Here is a 14,169-nt window from a genome sequence, read left to right as displayed (position 1 = left end):
CCGGCGATCTTGGTACCAACCGGCCCCTCCAGGGGCACTTTCCTACCAAGATCTCCCCGCTTCCCAAGAGGTGGAAATCCGCTCCCGAGATCCGGTCGCTACCGCGACCGACCGAGGGACCGCAACAGGAACGGGAAGTCGCCCGGCGGCGGCCCGGGAGGCCCGAGCCAGGGCGGGCATCGGTGGATGTCTGTGGATGCGTCGGTGCGGGTGGTCCGGGGTAAGTACCTAGGGTGCCCGGGTCGCCGATCCTCCTCGGGGCCGAGGGCACGGCGTGCATCCCCTCTCTACCGTGGAATCAGCGCGGCGGATCGCCGCAGAAGTGGGAGACGACGATGAGTCGCAAACTGGTCCGGCCCCGTGAGGGGCGCATGCTCGCCGGTGTCTGCGCCGGCCTCGCGCGACGGTTCGGCATGTCCGCCGGTGTGGTCCGGCTGCTGTTCGTGCTGTCGCTGCTGCTGCCCGGCACCCAGGTGATCGTCTATCTGATCCTGTGGGTGCTGATGCCGAACGAGGACCGCTACCTCGCCACCCGCTGACCCGGACCCGACGACGCGCCCCGCCCGAACGATTTGAAAGCGGGGCGCGTCGCGTCGGGTCAGGGTGCCGGGTAGGTGATGGTCACCTTCTCGTAGCCGAGGGAACGCAGCAGCCCCTCCAGCATCTTGCGGGTGTTCTCCTGCGCCCGGTCGGCGAGGCCGCTGTCCCTCGCCGCCGCGGTGATCCGGTCCTCGGCCAGCTTGTAGATCTGCTGCTGCCGGTTGGGGTCGCCCGACACCAGGTCGTTGAGCCGGTTGATCAGGCCCCGCTCCTCGGCGAAGACATAGCTCTTGTCCATGTCGAGGTCGGTCTCGCCGAGTTGCGGCGCGGGCAGCTTGATCTCGACGGACTTGCCGTCCTCGGAGACCACCACCGCCCCGTCGCCGATCTTCGCGAAGTCCACGTACGCCTCGACCCGACCCGCCCCGACGAAGAGCGTGCGCTCGTTGAGCAGGAAATCGGGCACGTTGCGCCGGTCGTTCTGCACGTCGACCACCACCTGGAAGTTGCCTTCCGCCGCGACGTAGCGGCTCAGGTCGCGGATCGACGTGAGCAGCGGCGGCTGGCTGCGGTCGGTCTGTTCCTTGGCGAAGGGGTTGCGGAAGTCGGGCAGCAGACCCGTCGCCTGCACGCCGAGCAGCACCACCACCACCAGCGCCGCCGCACCGAGCAACCAGAGCAGGCCCCGTGCCGGGCCACCCCCGGCCCGCGCGGGGACGCCCGAACCCGGGTCGGGCGGGTAGGCCGACCGCTCGTGCAGGGACTCGCCGGTCGGGTATTCCGGGAACTCCCTGGTGGGCTGGTGGGTGTCACCGTCGCGGTCCATCGCCCTCACCGTCCTCGTCCACGCATCGACTGACAATGACGGTACGGGCACCGTGCGACACTCGCTCGCCGAGCGCCCCGATCGGGGGAAAGAGCAGGTCAGGCGAACGCGGAGAGGCCGGTCAGCCGCTGCCCGATGACGAGCTGGTGGATCTCCGAGGTGCCCTCGTAGGTGAGCACGCTCTCCAGGTTGTTCGCGTGCCGCATCACCGGATAGTCACCGGAGACGCCGTTCGCGCCGAGGATGGTGCGGCACTGCCGGGCGATGGCGAGCGCCTCCCGCACGTTGTTCAGCTTGCCCACGCTCACCTGCTCGGGGCGCAGCGTGCCGGCGTCGGCGAGCCGGCCCAGGTGCAGCGCCAGCAGCAGCCCCTTGTTCCACTCCACCGCCATGTCGGCGAGCTTCGCCTGAGTGAGCTGGAAGCCGGCCAGCGGCCGGCCGAACTGGGTGCGGCTGCCCGCGTAATCCAGGGCGGTCTCCAGGCAGTCCCGGGCCGCGCCGAGCGCACCCCAGACGATGCCGTGCCGGGCCTCGGTCAGGCAGCTCAGCGGCGCCTTCAGGCCGGCCGCGTCGGGAAGTCGGGCGTCCGCCGGCAGCCGCACGTCGTCGAGCGCGATCTCGCCGGTCGACGACGCGCGCAGCGACATCTTGCGCCGGATCTCGCGCGCCGTCACACCCGGCGTGTCCATGGGTACGACGAAGCCCCGCACGCCCTCCTCGGTGCGGGCCCAGACGACGCCGACATCGGCGATCGGCGCATTGGTAATCCACATCTTGCCGCCGGTGAGGATCCAGTCGTCGTCGTCGCGGCGGGCCCGGGTGGCCATCGACGCCGGGTCGGAGCCGTGGTCCGGCTCGGTCAGCCCGAAGCAGCCGATCGTGTCACCGGTCGCCATGGCCGGCAGCCAACGCTGCTTCTGCTCCTCGCTGCCGAAGCGCCAGATCGCGTACATGGCCAGCGAGCCCTGCACCGAGACCAGCGAACGGACGCCGGAGTCACCGGCCTCCAGCTCCAGGCAGGCCAGCCCGTACGCGACGGCGGACGCCCCGGCGCAGCCGTAGCCGGTCAGGTGCATGCCGAGCAGGCCCAGCTTGCCGAACTCGCGGGCCAGCTCGCGCACCGGCACCTCGCCGTCCTCGTACCAGCCGGCGACGTGCGGGCGGACCCGGTCGGTCACGAGCTGGCGCACGACGGCGCGGATCTGGCGTTCCTCCTCGCTCAGCGACGCGTCGAGGTCGAGCAGGTCGAGTGGAGACATGGCGCCACCTTAACCAAGACTCAGGAGGGCGTCACTCGCCCTGTTCGCCCAGGACGAGCACCCGGGCGTGGATCTGGTTGCGCTGCTGCAACGCGGCGCGCAGCGCCCGGTGCAGGCCGTCCTCCAGGTAGAGGCCGCCGTTCCACTGCACCACGTGCGGGAAGAGGTCGCCGTAGAAGGTGGAGTCCTCCGCGAGCAGCTTGTCCAGCGCCAGTTCCCGCTTGGTGGTGATGAGCTGATCCAGCCGCAGCGGACGCGGTGGGATCTCGGCCCACTGCTTCAGCGTGAAGTTGTGCTCCGGGTAGGGACGCCCGTCCCGGACCGCCCTGAAGATCACGGCGCGCTCTCCTCCCCCAGGCCCGGCTGACGATGTGGGTGCCAGCCTAGCGGCTCAGCTCCACCGCCCCCGCCGCACCACATCATCCACCGGACGCCGCCCCCGCCGCAGCGACGGTGACCTGTGGTCGACGGCCCGATAACCGATGGTGACCGCGCCGATCGGGTGGAGTTCCGGCGGCACCCCGAAGGCCTCCCGGTAGGCCCCGGTCCGCTGTGGCGGGATGCCGAAGAAGCAGGCGCCCAACCCCTCGTCCACGGCGGTGAGCAGCATCAGCAGCGCGGCGAAGCCGGTGTCCACGAACCAGTAGGGCACCGGCCAGCGCTCCTCGGCGCGGTCCGCCCAGCCCTTGTCCGGCTCGGCGTAGCGGTCCAGGTAGGCGTCCCGGTTGGCGTGCGGCACCACGATCAGCGGGGCCCGGCGCATCCCGGCCAGCCAGCGTTCCCGGCCGCCGCCCTCGGGCGTGGTCGCGGCCCAGAACCGCTCCCGGTCGGCCGGCTCCTCCAGCACCAGGAAGCCCCAGCCCTGCGCGAAACCGGCCGACGGGGCCCGGACCGCGTGCTCCAGCAGCCGGTCCACGGTCGCCGGCGGCACCGGGCGGTCGGGGTCGTAGTTGCGGACCATCCGACGACGCCGGACCACGTCGGCGAACTCCACGCTCAGGCCCCCGGCCGCACGCCCCAGGCGCCCCGCCAGGTCTGCCCCGGGGCGAGCGTGATCAGATCCTTGCCGGACCGGAACGCGTCCGCCGGGCAGGTCATCGGCTCCACCGCGACCGAACGGCGGTGCCGTTCCCCGCCGAGGGTGTCCCCGGTGAACACCTGCCACCAGCCGAACTCGCGGTCGGCCCAGATCCGCACGCCGGAGGTGCCGTCCGGCGCGCCGAGCGTCACCGCCGAACCGCCGTCGGCGTCCCGCGTCACGTCGCCGAAGGCCAGGTCGAGCACCAGGTCGCCGATCGGCCGGGGGCTGGTGAAGTCGTACTCGGTGCCGGTCACGTCGGTCGCCGCCACCGGCAGCAGCCGACTGTCGACCAGCACCCGGTTGCGCCCCGGCACCCGCAGCAGCAGGTCGTCCACCGCGACCTTGGGTAGTTGGAAATAGGGGTGCACGGAGAAACCGAACGGTGCCGGCTCGCCGGCCTGGTTCGTCACCTCGTGCTCGGCGCGCAGGCCGTCCGGGCCGACGCTCCACCGGCTACGCAGCCGCAACGACCACGGGTAGCCGGGGGTCGGCGGCAGGTCGTAGCCGATCGTCACGCTCGCCGGGTCCTGCTCGATCAACTCCCACCGGACCCAGTTGACCAGGCCGTGCAGCGCGTTGCGCCGCTCCGGCTCGGTCAGGTCGAGCTGGAACGAACGGTCGGCGAACGTGTAGATGCCGTCCCGGATCCGGTTGGGCCAGGGCGCCAGCACGTGCCCGGCCGAACCGGGGCTCAGCTCGTCCTCGGCGTACCCGTCGAGGTAGTCCACCCCGTCGTGCCGATAGGCCCGCAGCCCGCCGCCGACCTGCACCACGACGGCCTCGTGGCCGTCGGCGGAGATGGTCCACTGTGTCCCGGAGGGCGCCCGCACGTCTTTCCCCATTCGGCGACCCTACCGTCCGCGACCGTCCTCGGCGGGGATGGCGGCGCGATATCGGACCAGCGCGGGGAACGCCACCACCAGCAGCGTCGCCAGCACGGCGGCGGCGAGACCCCCGCCCACCATGGCGACGCCGGTGCCGAACCCGGCGGCCGTCGCGCCGGCCCGCAGGTCGCCCAGGCGCGGCCCGCCGGCCACCACCACCGTGTTCACCCCCTGGAGCCGGCCGCGCATCCGGTCCGGCGCGTAGACCAGCAGCATCGACTGCCGCAAGGTCGCGCTGACCAGATCGGCGGCGCCGGCCACGCCCAGCAGCAGCACCGCCAGCCAGAGCCGGCCGGCCAGCCCGGCGAGCGCGATCGCCAGGCCCCAGCCCACCACCGCCACGGCGAGCGCCAGCCCCTGCCGGCGGACCCGGCCGATCCAGCCGGAGGTGAGCCCGCCCAGCATCGCGCCGATGGCGATGGAGCTGTAGAGCCAGCCGACCGCCGCGCCGCCGCCGAAACGCTCCTGCGCCAACTCCGGGAAGAGCGCCCGCGGCATCGCCAGGATCATCGCGATCAAATCGATGGCGAAGGAGAGCAGCAGCACCGGCGTGGTGGCCAGATAGCGGAAGCCGTCCACGATGCTGCCCAGCCCGGCCCGGCGGACGCCCCCGCCGGGGTCCGGCTCGGGCGGCATCGCCGGCAGCCGCAGCGTCGCCCAGAGCGAGACGGTGAACAGCAGCGCGTCCAACCCGTACGCGACCGGCAGCCCCGTGTCGACGCGCCAGGTGGCGAAGATCAGCCCGACGGCCAGCGGGCCGAAGACGGCCGCGGCGGTGAACGTGGTGTAGTTCAGCGTGGTGGCCGCCGGCACCAGCTCGGCCGGCACCAGCCGGGGCAGGATCGCGCTGCGGGCCGGCGAGGTGATCGCGAACGCCACCGCCTGCACGCCCACCAGCAGCAGGAGCAGCACCGGGCTACCCGCCCCGGCCAGCGACTGCACCAGGAGCCCGAGCGTCGCGGCCCAGAGCAGCGCGCCAGCCGCGAGCAGCACCCGACGCCGGTCCCGGGCGTCGGCGACCGCGCCGCCCCACAGCCCGAAGACCAGCAGCGGCACGAACCCGGCGACGCCGAGCAGCCCGACCCAGAACGAACCGCCGGTGAGGTCGAACATCTCCACCGGCACCGCGACGGCGGTGAACTGGAAGCCGAACATCGCCACCGCGTTGCCGAGCCACACCCGCCGGTACGCGGGCACGCCCAGCGGGCGCAGGTCGATCGCCCAGCGGCGCGGCCCATCCGGCCGGGCCTGCTTGACCTGGCTCACGGCGCTAGCCGCTCGACGACCCAGTCGGCGCCGTCCGCCCGCCGGAACCGCAGCCGGTCGTGCAGCCGGCCGGCCCGGCCCTGCCAGAACTCCACCGTCTCCGGGCGGACCCGGAACCCGCCCCAGTGCGGCGGCGCGGGGATCGGCTCGACGCCGGCGAAGCGTTCCGCGGCGGCCCGGTACCCCGCGTCCAGCGCCGCCCGGTCCGGCACCACCGCGGACTGGGTGCTGGCCCACGCCCCGAGCTGCGAGCCGCGCGGCCGGACCGCGAAGTATGCCTCGGTCTCCGCCCGGGTGACCTGCTCCACCCGGCCGGTGACGGTCACCTGCCGCTGCATCGGGAACCACGGGAAGACCAGGCTGGCCCACGGGTTGCCGGCCAGCTCGGCGCCCTTGCGGGACCGGTGGTTGGTATAGAAGACGAAGCCCTCCGCGTCGTAGCCCTTGAGCAGCACGGTCCGGCCGCTGGGCCGGCCCCGGTCGTCGGCGGTGCCCACCACCATCGCGTTCGGCTCCGGCAGCGGGTGGGCCACCGCGTCGGCGAACCAGCGGGCGAACTGGGTGTGCCAGTCCGCGGCCAGGTCCGCCTCGGTCAGGCCCAGGTCGGCCGCGTACTCGTTCCGCATGCCGGCCGGGGCGGGTGTGTCGCCTGTCACTCTCGCCGTTCCTCTCCCGGGCGCGCCCGCGTCCCCCGACGCTGGCCAGGCCCCGCAGCCCAGTCTTCTCCTATCCGCACCGGCGTCCACCGGCGGGGATGTCGCGTGGCGCACAGTGGCTGCGGGTCGCGCGCATGGTTACTCACCGGGCAAGATGTCACGAACCACATCCCTGAGGGTCGCCTGAGCTGCGGGGCCGGATCGGCCCGACCGGGCGCACCGAGCCGGAAGCCAGGAGACGACATGTCCGATTTCAAGCCGGGCCTGGAGGGCGTCGTAGCCTTCGAGACCCAGATCGCCGAACCCGACCGCGCCGGCGGATCGCTGCGCTACCGGGGCGTGGACATCGAGGATCTGATCGGCCAGGTCTCCTTCGGCAACGTCTGGGCGCTGCTGGTGGACGGCCGGTTCGGCCCGGGCCTGCCGCCGGCCGAGCCGTTCCCGGTGCCGGTGCACTCCGGCGACATCCGGGTCGACGTGCAGTCCGCGGTCGCCATGCTGGCCCCCTACTGGGGTCTCAGCCAACTCCTCGACATCTCCGACTCGCAGGCCCGCGAGGACCTGGCCCGGGTGTCGGTCACCGCGCTGTCCTTCGTCGCCCAGTCGGCGCGCGGGCTGGGCCTGCCGGCCGTCCCGCAGAAGGAGATCGACAAGGCGTCGACAATCGTCGAGCGGTTCATGAAGCGCTGGCGGGGCGAGCCCGACCCGCGGCACGTCAAGGCCGTCGACGCATACTTCATCTCGGCCGCCGAGCACGGCCTGAACGCCTCCACCTTCACCGCCCGGATCGTCGCCTCCACCGGTGCGGACGCCGCCGCCTGCATCTCCTCCGGCATCGGCGCGCTCTCCGGTCCGCTGCACGGCGGCGCGCCGTCGCGGGTGCTCACCATGCTGGAGGCGGTCGAGCGCAGCGGCGACGCCGAGGGTTACGTCCGGGGCGTGCTCGACCGCGGCGAGCGGCTGATGGGCTTCGGGCACCGGGTCTACCGGGCCGAGGACCCGCGTGCCCGCGTGCTGCGGCGCACCGCGAAGGAGCTGGGCGCGCCGCGCTTCGAGGTCGCCGAGGCGCTGGAGAAGGCCGCCCTGGCCGAGCTCCAGGCCCGCCGCCCGGACCGGGTGCTCGCCACCAACGTCGAGTTTTGGTCGGCCGTGGTGCTCGACTTCGCCGAGGTGCCGGCGCACATGTTCACCTCGATGTTCACCTGCGCCCGGATGGGCGGTTGGTCCGCGCACATCCTGGAGCAGAAGAAGCTCCAGCGGCTGGTCCGCCCGTCGGCCACCTACGTCGGCCCGGCCACCCGCAAGCCGCAGCAGGTCGAGGGCTGGGACGCCATCCCGCACAACGTCTGAGGTGTAAGGAGGGGCCCCTTCTTAACGCATTCTGCATAGGCGGGGGCCCCTTTTAACACCCGCTCTGTGGCGTACGCCTCAAGGTTCGGCGTGGGACCAGCGGTCGGTCGCGGCGGGGTGGGTGCGAGGATGGGGGCCGGCAGCGCTGCCGGCCGGGTTCGGATCCCGGCCGTCCCGTGCGCCCGGCGCACGAGCCGGTCGTCGGTCCGCGCCCGCAGGAACAGGGCCCGCCCTCGCCCATGCGGAAGGATCGAGACAACCGTGGCTGACGCACCGACCATCCGGATTCCCGACGACCTCAAGCCCGCCGACGGACGTTTCGGCTGCGGCCCGTCCAAGGTCCGTCCGGCGGCGGTCTCCGCGCTCGCCGACGTCGCCACCAGCTACCTGGGCACGTCGCACCGGCAGAAGACGGTCCGCGACCAGGTCGCCCGGCTGCGCCGCGGGCTGGCCGAGTTCTTCTCCCTGCCCGAGGGCTACGAGGTGGTGATCGGCAATGGTGGCACCACCGCGTTCTGGGAGGTCGCCGCGTTCGGCCTGATCCGCGACCGGGCCCAGTTCGCCAGCTTCGGCGAGTTCGGCGCGAAGTTCGCCAAGTCGGTAGCCGACGCGCCGTTCCTGGGCGAGCCGACCGTCCGCAAGTCCGCGGCGGGCACCGCCCCGTCCCTGGTCGCCGAGGCCGGCGTGGACGTCTACGCCACCCCGCACAACGAGACCTCCACCGGCGTCGCGGTGCCGATCAGCCGGGTGCCGGGCGCCGACGAGGGCTCGCTGCTGCTGGTCGACGCCACCTCCGGCGCCGGCGGGCTGGACGTCGACGTCGCCGAGACCGACGTCTACTATTTCGCCCCGCAGAAGTGCTTCGGCTCCGACGGCGGCCTCTGGCTGGCCCTGATGTCGCCGGCCGCGCTGGCCCGGGCCGGTGAGATCAAGGAGTCCGGCCGCTACATCCCGGCCTTCCTCGACCTGGTCACCGCGATCGACAACTCGCGGCTGGAGCAGACCTACAACACGCCGGCGCTGGCCACCATCTTCCTGGCCGCCGAGCAGACCGACTGGATGAACGCGCAGGGCGGGCTGGCCTGGGCGGCCAAGCGCACCGCCGAGAGCGCCGCCGCCGTCTACGGCTGGGCCGAGCGCTCGTCGTTCGCCAGCCCGTTCGTGTCGGACCCGGCGCTGCGCTCCAACGTGGTCGCCACCGTCGACTTCGCCGACGGAGTGGACGCGACCGCGATCGCCAAGGTGCTGCGCGCCAACGGCATCGTCGACACCGAGCCCTACCGCAAGCTCGGCCGCAACCAGCTGCGGGTGGCGCTCTTCCCGGCCGTCGAGCCGGCCGACGTCGAGGCGCTCACCGCGTGCATCGACCACGTGGTGGAGCGACTCTGATCACGCCGTGACGGTGGGTGGTCGCCGGGGCCCCGGCGACCACCCAACGTGACCATCGCCGCAGCTCAGTCGCGACATGCCGGGGTGTCGCTCTCCCCACCGCCGGGAAGATGAGCGTACGGTGGTTCGAGACGCCCGGGTGGCCGGCTCGTGGCGTGACGGCCAGCGAAGCGGGACGGAGGCAAGCCGATGCGCCCAGTACGCTTCGTCGCTCTCTCCGAGGACGGCCAGGCCCTGGTGCTCACCGACGAGGTGGGCCGCCTGCTCGCCCTGCCCATCGACGAGCGCGTGGCCACGGCGCTGCACGCCGAGCCGGGCGCGACCCCGCTCGCCGTGGTGCCGGCCGCCACCGACCCCACGCCGTCGCTGTCCCCGCGCGACATCCAGGCCCGGATCCGCTCCGGCGAGTCCGCGGAGGACGTCGCCCGCATCGCCGGCGTCCCGGTCGACCGGGTGCTGCGCTACGCCGGCCCGGTGCTCCAGGAGCGGGCCATGCTCGCCCAGCACGCCCGCCGCACCCGGCTCAAGGGCGCCGACAAGCCGACCCCGCTGGCCGAGGTGGTCAACGGCCGGCTGGCCCAGCACGGCATCGACACCGAGAAGATCTCCTGGGACGCCTACCGCCGCGACGACGGCACCTGGCGGATCATCGCCACCTGGCCGTCCGGCAAGGCCACCGCCCAGGCGGTGTGGGATCTCGACAAGTCCCGCCAGAACGTCATCGCGCACGACGATATGGCGCAATACCTGTGCGCCGAGCGTCCCACGCCGATCCTCGGCCAGGAGCCGGCGCCCGAGCGGGGCGGCCACGCGCTGCCCGGCCCGTCGCGCGGCGAGCCGAGCCGGGGTGGGCACGGCCTGCCGTCCGGGGTCGAGCAGGCCCGCCCGGGGCGGGACCCGATCCGCGCCGGCCGGGACGCGCTGCTCGCCTCGCTGGACCGGCCGCTCGGCGGCACGTCCGGCCGTGGCCTCGACACCCGCTCCCCGGCCGCGCTGGCCGGCTCCGAGGCGCCCCGGCAACGGGCCGTCGCCGGGGGTGCCGCCGCGCTGCTCGGCGGTGGCCAGGGGTCGGCGTTCGACGACGACTCGGACGCGCCGAAGGAGATCCCGGCCGTACCCTCGCTGGCGGTGCTGCGGCCCCGGCGCACCGGCAACCCGCCGGCGTCCGGCGGTTCCGGCACCGAGTCCGGCGAAGCCGGCGGCAAGCCGCGCAAGCGGCTGCCGAGCTGGGACGACGTCCTGTTCGGCAGTGGCCCGGCGGCCCGCGAGTCCTCCTGATCCACCGGTCCACCCTGGGGCGCACACGCAAAGTGAGGCACTCTAAGTGCCCGCGTGCCAGGGTGGACCCATGGAGTACACCAACCTGGGACGCACCGGCCTGTCGGTGAGCCGGCTCTGTCTCGGCACCATGAACTTCGGGCCGCAGACCAACGAGCCGGACAGCTTCGCCATCATGGACCGGGCGCTGGAACACGGGATCAACTTCTTCGACACCGCGAACGTCTACGGCTGGAAGCTCGGCGAGGGCGTCACCGAGCAGATCGTCGGCCGCTGGTTCGCCCAGGGCGACGGGCGCCGCGACAAGGTCGTCCTGGCCACCAAGGTGTACGGCAAGATGAGCGACTGGCCCAACGACCAGGGCCTGAGCGCTCGGCACATCATCCGGGCCTGCGAGGACTCGCTGCGGCGGTTGCAGACCGACACCATCGACCTCTACCAGATGCACCACGTCTCCCGGACCACGCCGTGGGAGGAGATCTGGCAGGCGATGGAGACGCTCGTCGCCCAGGGAAAGGTGCTCTACGTCGGATCGTCCAACTTCGCCGGCTGGCACATCGCCCAGGCGCAGGCGGCGGCCAGCCGGCGCAACTTCCTCGGCCTCGTCTCCGAACAGTCCATCTACAACCTGCTGACCCGCCACGTCGAGCTGGAGGTGATCCCGGCCGCGCAGCACTACGGGCTGGGCATCATCCCCTGGTCGCCGCTGCACGGCGGGCTGCTCTCCGGGATCATCCGGAAGATGGCCGACGGCAGCGCGGCCCGGGGAGCCACCGGCCGCTCGGCCGACGCGCTGGCCGAACACCGCAACACCATCGAGGCGTACGAGAAGCTCTGCGCCGACCTGGGCAGCGACCCGGCCGATGTGGCGCTGGCCTGGCTGCTCTCCCGGCCGGGCGTGACCGCCCCGATCGTCGGTCCGCGCACCATGGACCAGCTCGACCGCAACCTCGGCGCGCTCGACGTCCACCTCGACGACTCCACCCTGACCCGCCTCGACGAGTTGTTCCCGCCGATCGGCAACGGCGGCCCCGGCCCCGAAGCCTGGGCCTGGTAGGTGTAAGGAGGGGCCCCTTCTTAACGCATTCTGCATAGGCGGGGCCCCCTTTTAACAACCGGCGGCGGGGTGGAGCGACCAGGCGGCGAGGCGGGTGTAGCGGGGCGCGCGGCCGAGGTGGCTGCGGTTCAGGACCAGCTCGTCGGCCGGCCACTCCGGGCCGGCGTACCCGTGCAGCGCCTCCCGGTCGGCCCGCACGTCGGCGCGATGGACGCGGTCGCCCGGGCGGGCGACGGTCAGATGGGGCCGGAACGGCTTGTCGTCGTACGGCAGTTCGGCCCGGTGCAACGCGAGGCGGACCAGGCGGGAGAGCATGTCCAGCGCATCGGTCGCGCCCCGCGCGTCCACCCACAGCACGGTGGACCGGCCCGCGCCGAAGGTGCCCCCGCCACCGAGACGCAGTCGCGGCGAGCTGACCCGCCCGTGCCGGAAGCTCTGCGCGGCCAGCCCGAGCGCGCTCTCGACATCGACCAGCCGCTCGTCCGACACGTCGCCGAGGAAGGCCAACGTGAGGTGCAGGTGTGCCGGGTCCGCGAGCCGCGCGTCGACGCTGGCGGCGATGCGCAGCTCGGCGACCCGCGCCGTGAGATCGGTGACCGCCGCCGGAGGTGGGTGGATCGCCGCGAAGAGCCGCACCCGGTCAGCGGTGCCGCTGGTGGTGCGCCGCACGGGCGGCCGGCAGGGGCAGCCCGGCGGCGTGCAGCAACCCTTCGACGCGTACCCGTTCGATCTCCCGGTCGACGCCGTCCAGATCGGCCAGGTGCTCGACGATGCCGAGGGCGCGGCAGGCCGCGCGCAGCCGGTCATCATACGCCGCGATGACCGCGCCGTGCCACACCACCGAGCGGTCGGCGGCGGCGAGCCGGTGGCCGCCGAGCCGGCGCAGGTCGACGGCGAGCTGCTCCAGCGGGCGGCGGCCCTCCCGTTCGAACTCGGTGAGGTCGATGTCGCGGGTCAGCGCCTCGGCCTCGATGGCCCGGTCGAGCCGGGCGATGGTGCGGCGCTCGCGGTGCTGCTCCCGCCACTCGGCCCAGCCGCACGCGACCCGGTCGAGGATCTCGTCGGCGCAGAAGATCAGCGCGAAGAGGGCGGGCAGGCAGCAGACGGCGAGGATCGCCAGCGCCAGCAGCAGCCCCTGCCCCCATCCCACACATCGAAGCTAAGCCCTGCCGAACGCACCCGCCACCCGTTTGCCAAAACCGGCGGGTACGGGTGCGCGGGTGTTAAGCGGGGCCCCCTCCTATGCAGAATGCGTTAAGAGGGGGCCCCTCCTTTCACTCGGCGCCGGGGGACACCACGTAGAAGCGGGGCATCGGCAGCACCCGCAGGCGCAGGCGGGCGCCGGAGCGGCGCAGTTGCCAGGTGAGCGCCAGCAGCGCGGCGACCAGCGAGATCAGCCCACCGATCCAGATGCTCGCGCCGGCGCCGAACCGCTCGGCCACCCAGCCGATGATCGGCGCGCCGACCGGGTTGGTGCCCAGGAACACCAGCACCCACAGCGCCATCACGCGGCCCCGGAAGGAGGCGTCGACGCCGAGCTGCACCCGCTGGTTCGCGGCCTGGGCGAAGAAGATCATGAAGAATCCGGTGGGCATCAGGAGCGCCACCACCATCCAGTACGCGGGGGCGAGCCCGACAAGCGTGCCGAAGCTGGCGCAGCCGATCGCCGCGCCGAGCACCAGCCAGACCGAGGGCCGGCTGCGCCGGCCGGTGCCGGCGAGCGCGCCGACCAGCGCGCCGACCGCCAGCACGGTGCTGAACAGGCCGAACGAGGCAGCGCCGGTGTTGAAGACGGTCTTGGCGAGCGCGGCGAGGGTGAGCTGGAAGTTGAACAGGCTCATCCCGACCACCGACATGAGCATCATGGGCAGCAGCAGGTCGGGGCGGCGGGCGACGTACCGCAGGCCGTCCACCACCCGCGCCCGGTCCCGTTCACCGGCCGGCGGCAGTTCCTTGCGGTGCAGTTCGGCGGGGCGCATCTTGACCACGTTGACCAGCGGGGCGATCGAGCTGAGCGCGGTGAACATGAAGACCGGGCCGACGTCGAAGGCGGCGATGGCGAGGCCGGCGACGGCGGGACCGACGATCCGGGCGGAGTTGAACACGGCGGCGTTGAGCGAGAGCGCGTTCGGCAGCAGCGGCACGCCGACCAGTTCGGAGACGAACGCCTGCCGCACCGGGGTCTCCACCGCGTTGGAGACGCCGAGCAGGGCGGCGAACGCGAAGACGTGCCAGAGCTGCACCAGGCCGGTGACGACCAGCAGGCTCATGCCCAGCGCCAGCACGGTCCAGAAGGCGTTGGCGACGAAGAGCAGCAGCCGCTTGTCGTACCGGTCGGCGAGGCGGCCGGAGAGCAGGGTGAGCAGGAGTACGGGGGTGAACTGCAACGCGGTGACCACGCCGAGCGCGGTCGCGGAGTTGTCGCTCAGCTCGAGGACGAGCCAGTCCTGGGCGATGAACATCATCCAGACGCCGATCAGTTTGATCAGCTGCCCGGTGGCGAAGAGTCGGTAGTTGCGGACTCGTAGGGACTGGAACATCGTGCTCAGCTTGGCCTGCACTCTAGGTGCGCCTCCTCGCGTC

General features: G+C 72.8%; 15 protein-coding genes. 5 read left to right on the top strand and 10 right to left on the bottom strand.

Going from position 1 to position 14,169, the window contains the following annotated elements; genetic code table 11:
• Positions 1–335: 335 nt before the first annotated feature.
• Entirely contained in the window at positions 336–539 is a 204-nt protein-coding gene (locus tag AB0H28_RS20725) for a PspC domain-containing protein (protein WP_358042396.1), read from the top strand.
• A 59-nt stretch (positions 540–598) separates the two neighbouring features.
• Here AB0H28_RS20725 and AB0H28_RS20720 read toward each other — a convergent pair whose 3' ends face one another.
• From AB0H28_RS20720 to pdxH, 7 genes are all read right to left on the bottom strand, one after another.
• Positions 599–1,366, bottom strand: a complete 768-nt coding sequence (locus AB0H28_RS20720) for a DUF4230 domain-containing protein (protein WP_358042393.1) — start codon at positions 1,364–1,366, stop codon at positions 599–601.
• 98 nt (positions 1,367–1,464) lie between these two features.
• Positions 1,465–2,625, bottom strand: coding sequence for an acyl-CoA dehydrogenase family protein (locus AB0H28_RS20715; RefSeq protein ID WP_358042390.1), 1,161 nt, complete (start codon positions 2,623–2,625; stop codon positions 1,465–1,467).
• Positions 2,626–2,656: 31 nt separating this feature from the next.
• Positions 2,657–2,962 (bottom strand): type II toxin-antitoxin system VapB family antitoxin, encoded by a 306-nt coding sequence (locus tag AB0H28_RS20710; RefSeq protein WP_358042387.1) that lies wholly within the window; start codon positions 2,960–2,962, stop codon positions 2,657–2,659.
• A gap of 54 nt (positions 2,963–3,016) precedes the next feature.
• Positions 3,017–3,619 carry a nitroreductase family protein gene (locus tag AB0H28_RS20705; protein ID WP_358042384.1) on the bottom strand — a complete coding sequence of 201 codons (603 nt, stop codon included), beginning with the start codon at positions 3,617–3,619 and terminating at the stop codon, positions 3,017–3,019.
• Between the two features lie 2 nt (positions 3,620–3,621).
• Positions 3,622–4,548, bottom strand: a complete 927-nt coding sequence (locus AB0H28_RS20700) for an aldose 1-epimerase family protein (protein WP_358042381.1) — start codon at positions 4,546–4,548, stop codon at positions 3,622–3,624.
• Between the two features lie 9 nt (positions 4,549–4,557).
• Positions 4,558–5,856 (bottom strand): MFS transporter, encoded by a 1,299-nt coding sequence (locus AB0H28_RS20695; RefSeq protein ID WP_358042378.1) that lies wholly within the window; start codon positions 5,854–5,856, stop codon positions 4,558–4,560.
• Entirely contained in the window at positions 5,853–6,482 is a 630-nt protein-coding gene (gene pdxH, locus AB0H28_RS20690; RefSeq protein ID WP_358042706.1) for a pyridoxamine 5'-phosphate oxidase, read from the bottom strand. The genes AB0H28_RS20695 and pdxH overlap by 4 nt, the downstream gene beginning before the upstream one ends.
• A 273-nt stretch (positions 6,483–6,755) precedes the next feature.
• Between pdxH and AB0H28_RS20685 the strand changes: the two genes are divergently transcribed.
• From AB0H28_RS20685 to AB0H28_RS20670, 4 genes are all read left to right on the top strand, one after another.
• On the top strand, positions 6,756–7,862 hold the full coding sequence (locus tag AB0H28_RS20685) for a citrate synthase 2 (RefSeq protein WP_358042375.1): 1,107 nt from the start codon (positions 6,756–6,758) through the stop codon (positions 7,860–7,862).
• A gap of 261 nt (positions 7,863–8,123) precedes the next feature.
• Positions 8,124–9,251 carry a phosphoserine transaminase gene (serC, locus tag AB0H28_RS20680; protein ID WP_358042372.1) on the top strand — a complete coding sequence of 376 codons (1,128 nt, stop codon included), beginning with the start codon at positions 8,124–8,126 and terminating at the stop codon, positions 9,249–9,251.
• Between the two features lie 189 nt (positions 9,252–9,440).
• Positions 9,441–10,529, top strand: a complete 1,089-nt coding sequence (gene sepH, locus AB0H28_RS20675) for a septation protein SepH (RefSeq protein ID WP_358042369.1) — start codon at positions 9,441–9,443, stop codon at positions 10,527–10,529.
• Between the two features lie 70 nt (positions 10,530–10,599).
• Positions 10,600–11,586, top strand: a complete 987-nt coding sequence (locus AB0H28_RS20670; protein WP_358042366.1) for an aldo/keto reductase — start codon at positions 10,600–10,602, stop codon at positions 11,584–11,586.
• A 51-nt stretch (positions 11,587–11,637) separates the two neighbouring features.
• Here AB0H28_RS20670 and thpR read toward each other — a convergent pair whose 3' ends face one another.
• From thpR to AB0H28_RS20655, 3 genes are all read right to left on the bottom strand, one after another.
• Positions 11,638–12,222 (bottom strand): RNA 2',3'-cyclic phosphodiesterase, encoded by a 585-nt coding sequence (gene thpR, locus AB0H28_RS20665; RefSeq protein ID WP_358042703.1) that lies wholly within the window; start codon positions 12,220–12,222, stop codon positions 11,638–11,640.
• Between the two features lie 4 nt (positions 12,223–12,226).
• Positions 12,227–12,736: a hypothetical protein gene (locus AB0H28_RS20660; RefSeq protein WP_358042363.1), complete on the bottom strand. Its 510-nt coding sequence runs from the start codon at positions 12,734–12,736 to the stop codon at positions 12,227–12,229.
• A gap of 124 nt (positions 12,737–12,860) precedes the next feature.
• Positions 12,861–14,147 (bottom strand): MFS transporter, encoded by a 1,287-nt coding sequence (locus AB0H28_RS20655; protein WP_358042359.1) that lies wholly within the window; start codon positions 14,145–14,147, stop codon positions 12,861–12,863.
• Positions 14,148–14,169 lie beyond the last annotated feature (22 nt).

This window comes from Micromonospora sp. NPDC050980, assembly GCF_040653835.1.
Lineage (GTDB): Bacteria > Actinomycetota > Actinomycetes > Mycobacteriales > Micromonosporaceae > Micromonospora.
The sequence above is the reverse complement of the archived record's forward strand: the minus strand, read 5'-3'. Positions and strand labels throughout refer to the sequence as shown.

Coding starts and splice junctions, on each gene's coding strand:
- AB0H28_RS20725 (WP_358042396.1), top strand. CDS start 336: ATGAGTCGCAAACTGGTCCGGCCCCGTGAGGGGCGCATGCTCGCCGGT.
- AB0H28_RS20720 (WP_358042393.1), bottom strand. CDS start 1,366: ATGGACCGCGACGGTGACACCCACCAGCCCACCAGGGAGTTCCCGGAA.
- AB0H28_RS20715 (WP_358042390.1), bottom strand. CDS start 2,625: ATGTCTCCACTCGACCTGCTCGACCTCGACGCGTCGCTGAGCGAGGAG.
- AB0H28_RS20700 (WP_358042381.1), bottom strand. CDS start 4,548: ATGGGGAAAGACGTGCGGGCGCCCTCCGGGACACAGTGGACCATCTCC.
- pdxH (WP_358042706.1), bottom strand. CDS start 6,482: ATGCGGAACGAGTACGCGGCCGACCTGGGCCTGACCGAGGCGGACCTG.
- AB0H28_RS20685 (WP_358042375.1), top strand. CDS start 6,756: ATGTCCGATTTCAAGCCGGGCCTGGAGGGCGTCGTAGCCTTCGAGACC.
- sepH (WP_358042369.1), top strand. CDS start 9,441: ATGCGCCCAGTACGCTTCGTCGCTCTCTCCGAGGACGGCCAGGCCCTG.
- AB0H28_RS20670 (WP_358042366.1), top strand. CDS start 10,600: ATGGAGTACACCAACCTGGGACGCACCGGCCTGTCGGTGAGCCGGCTC.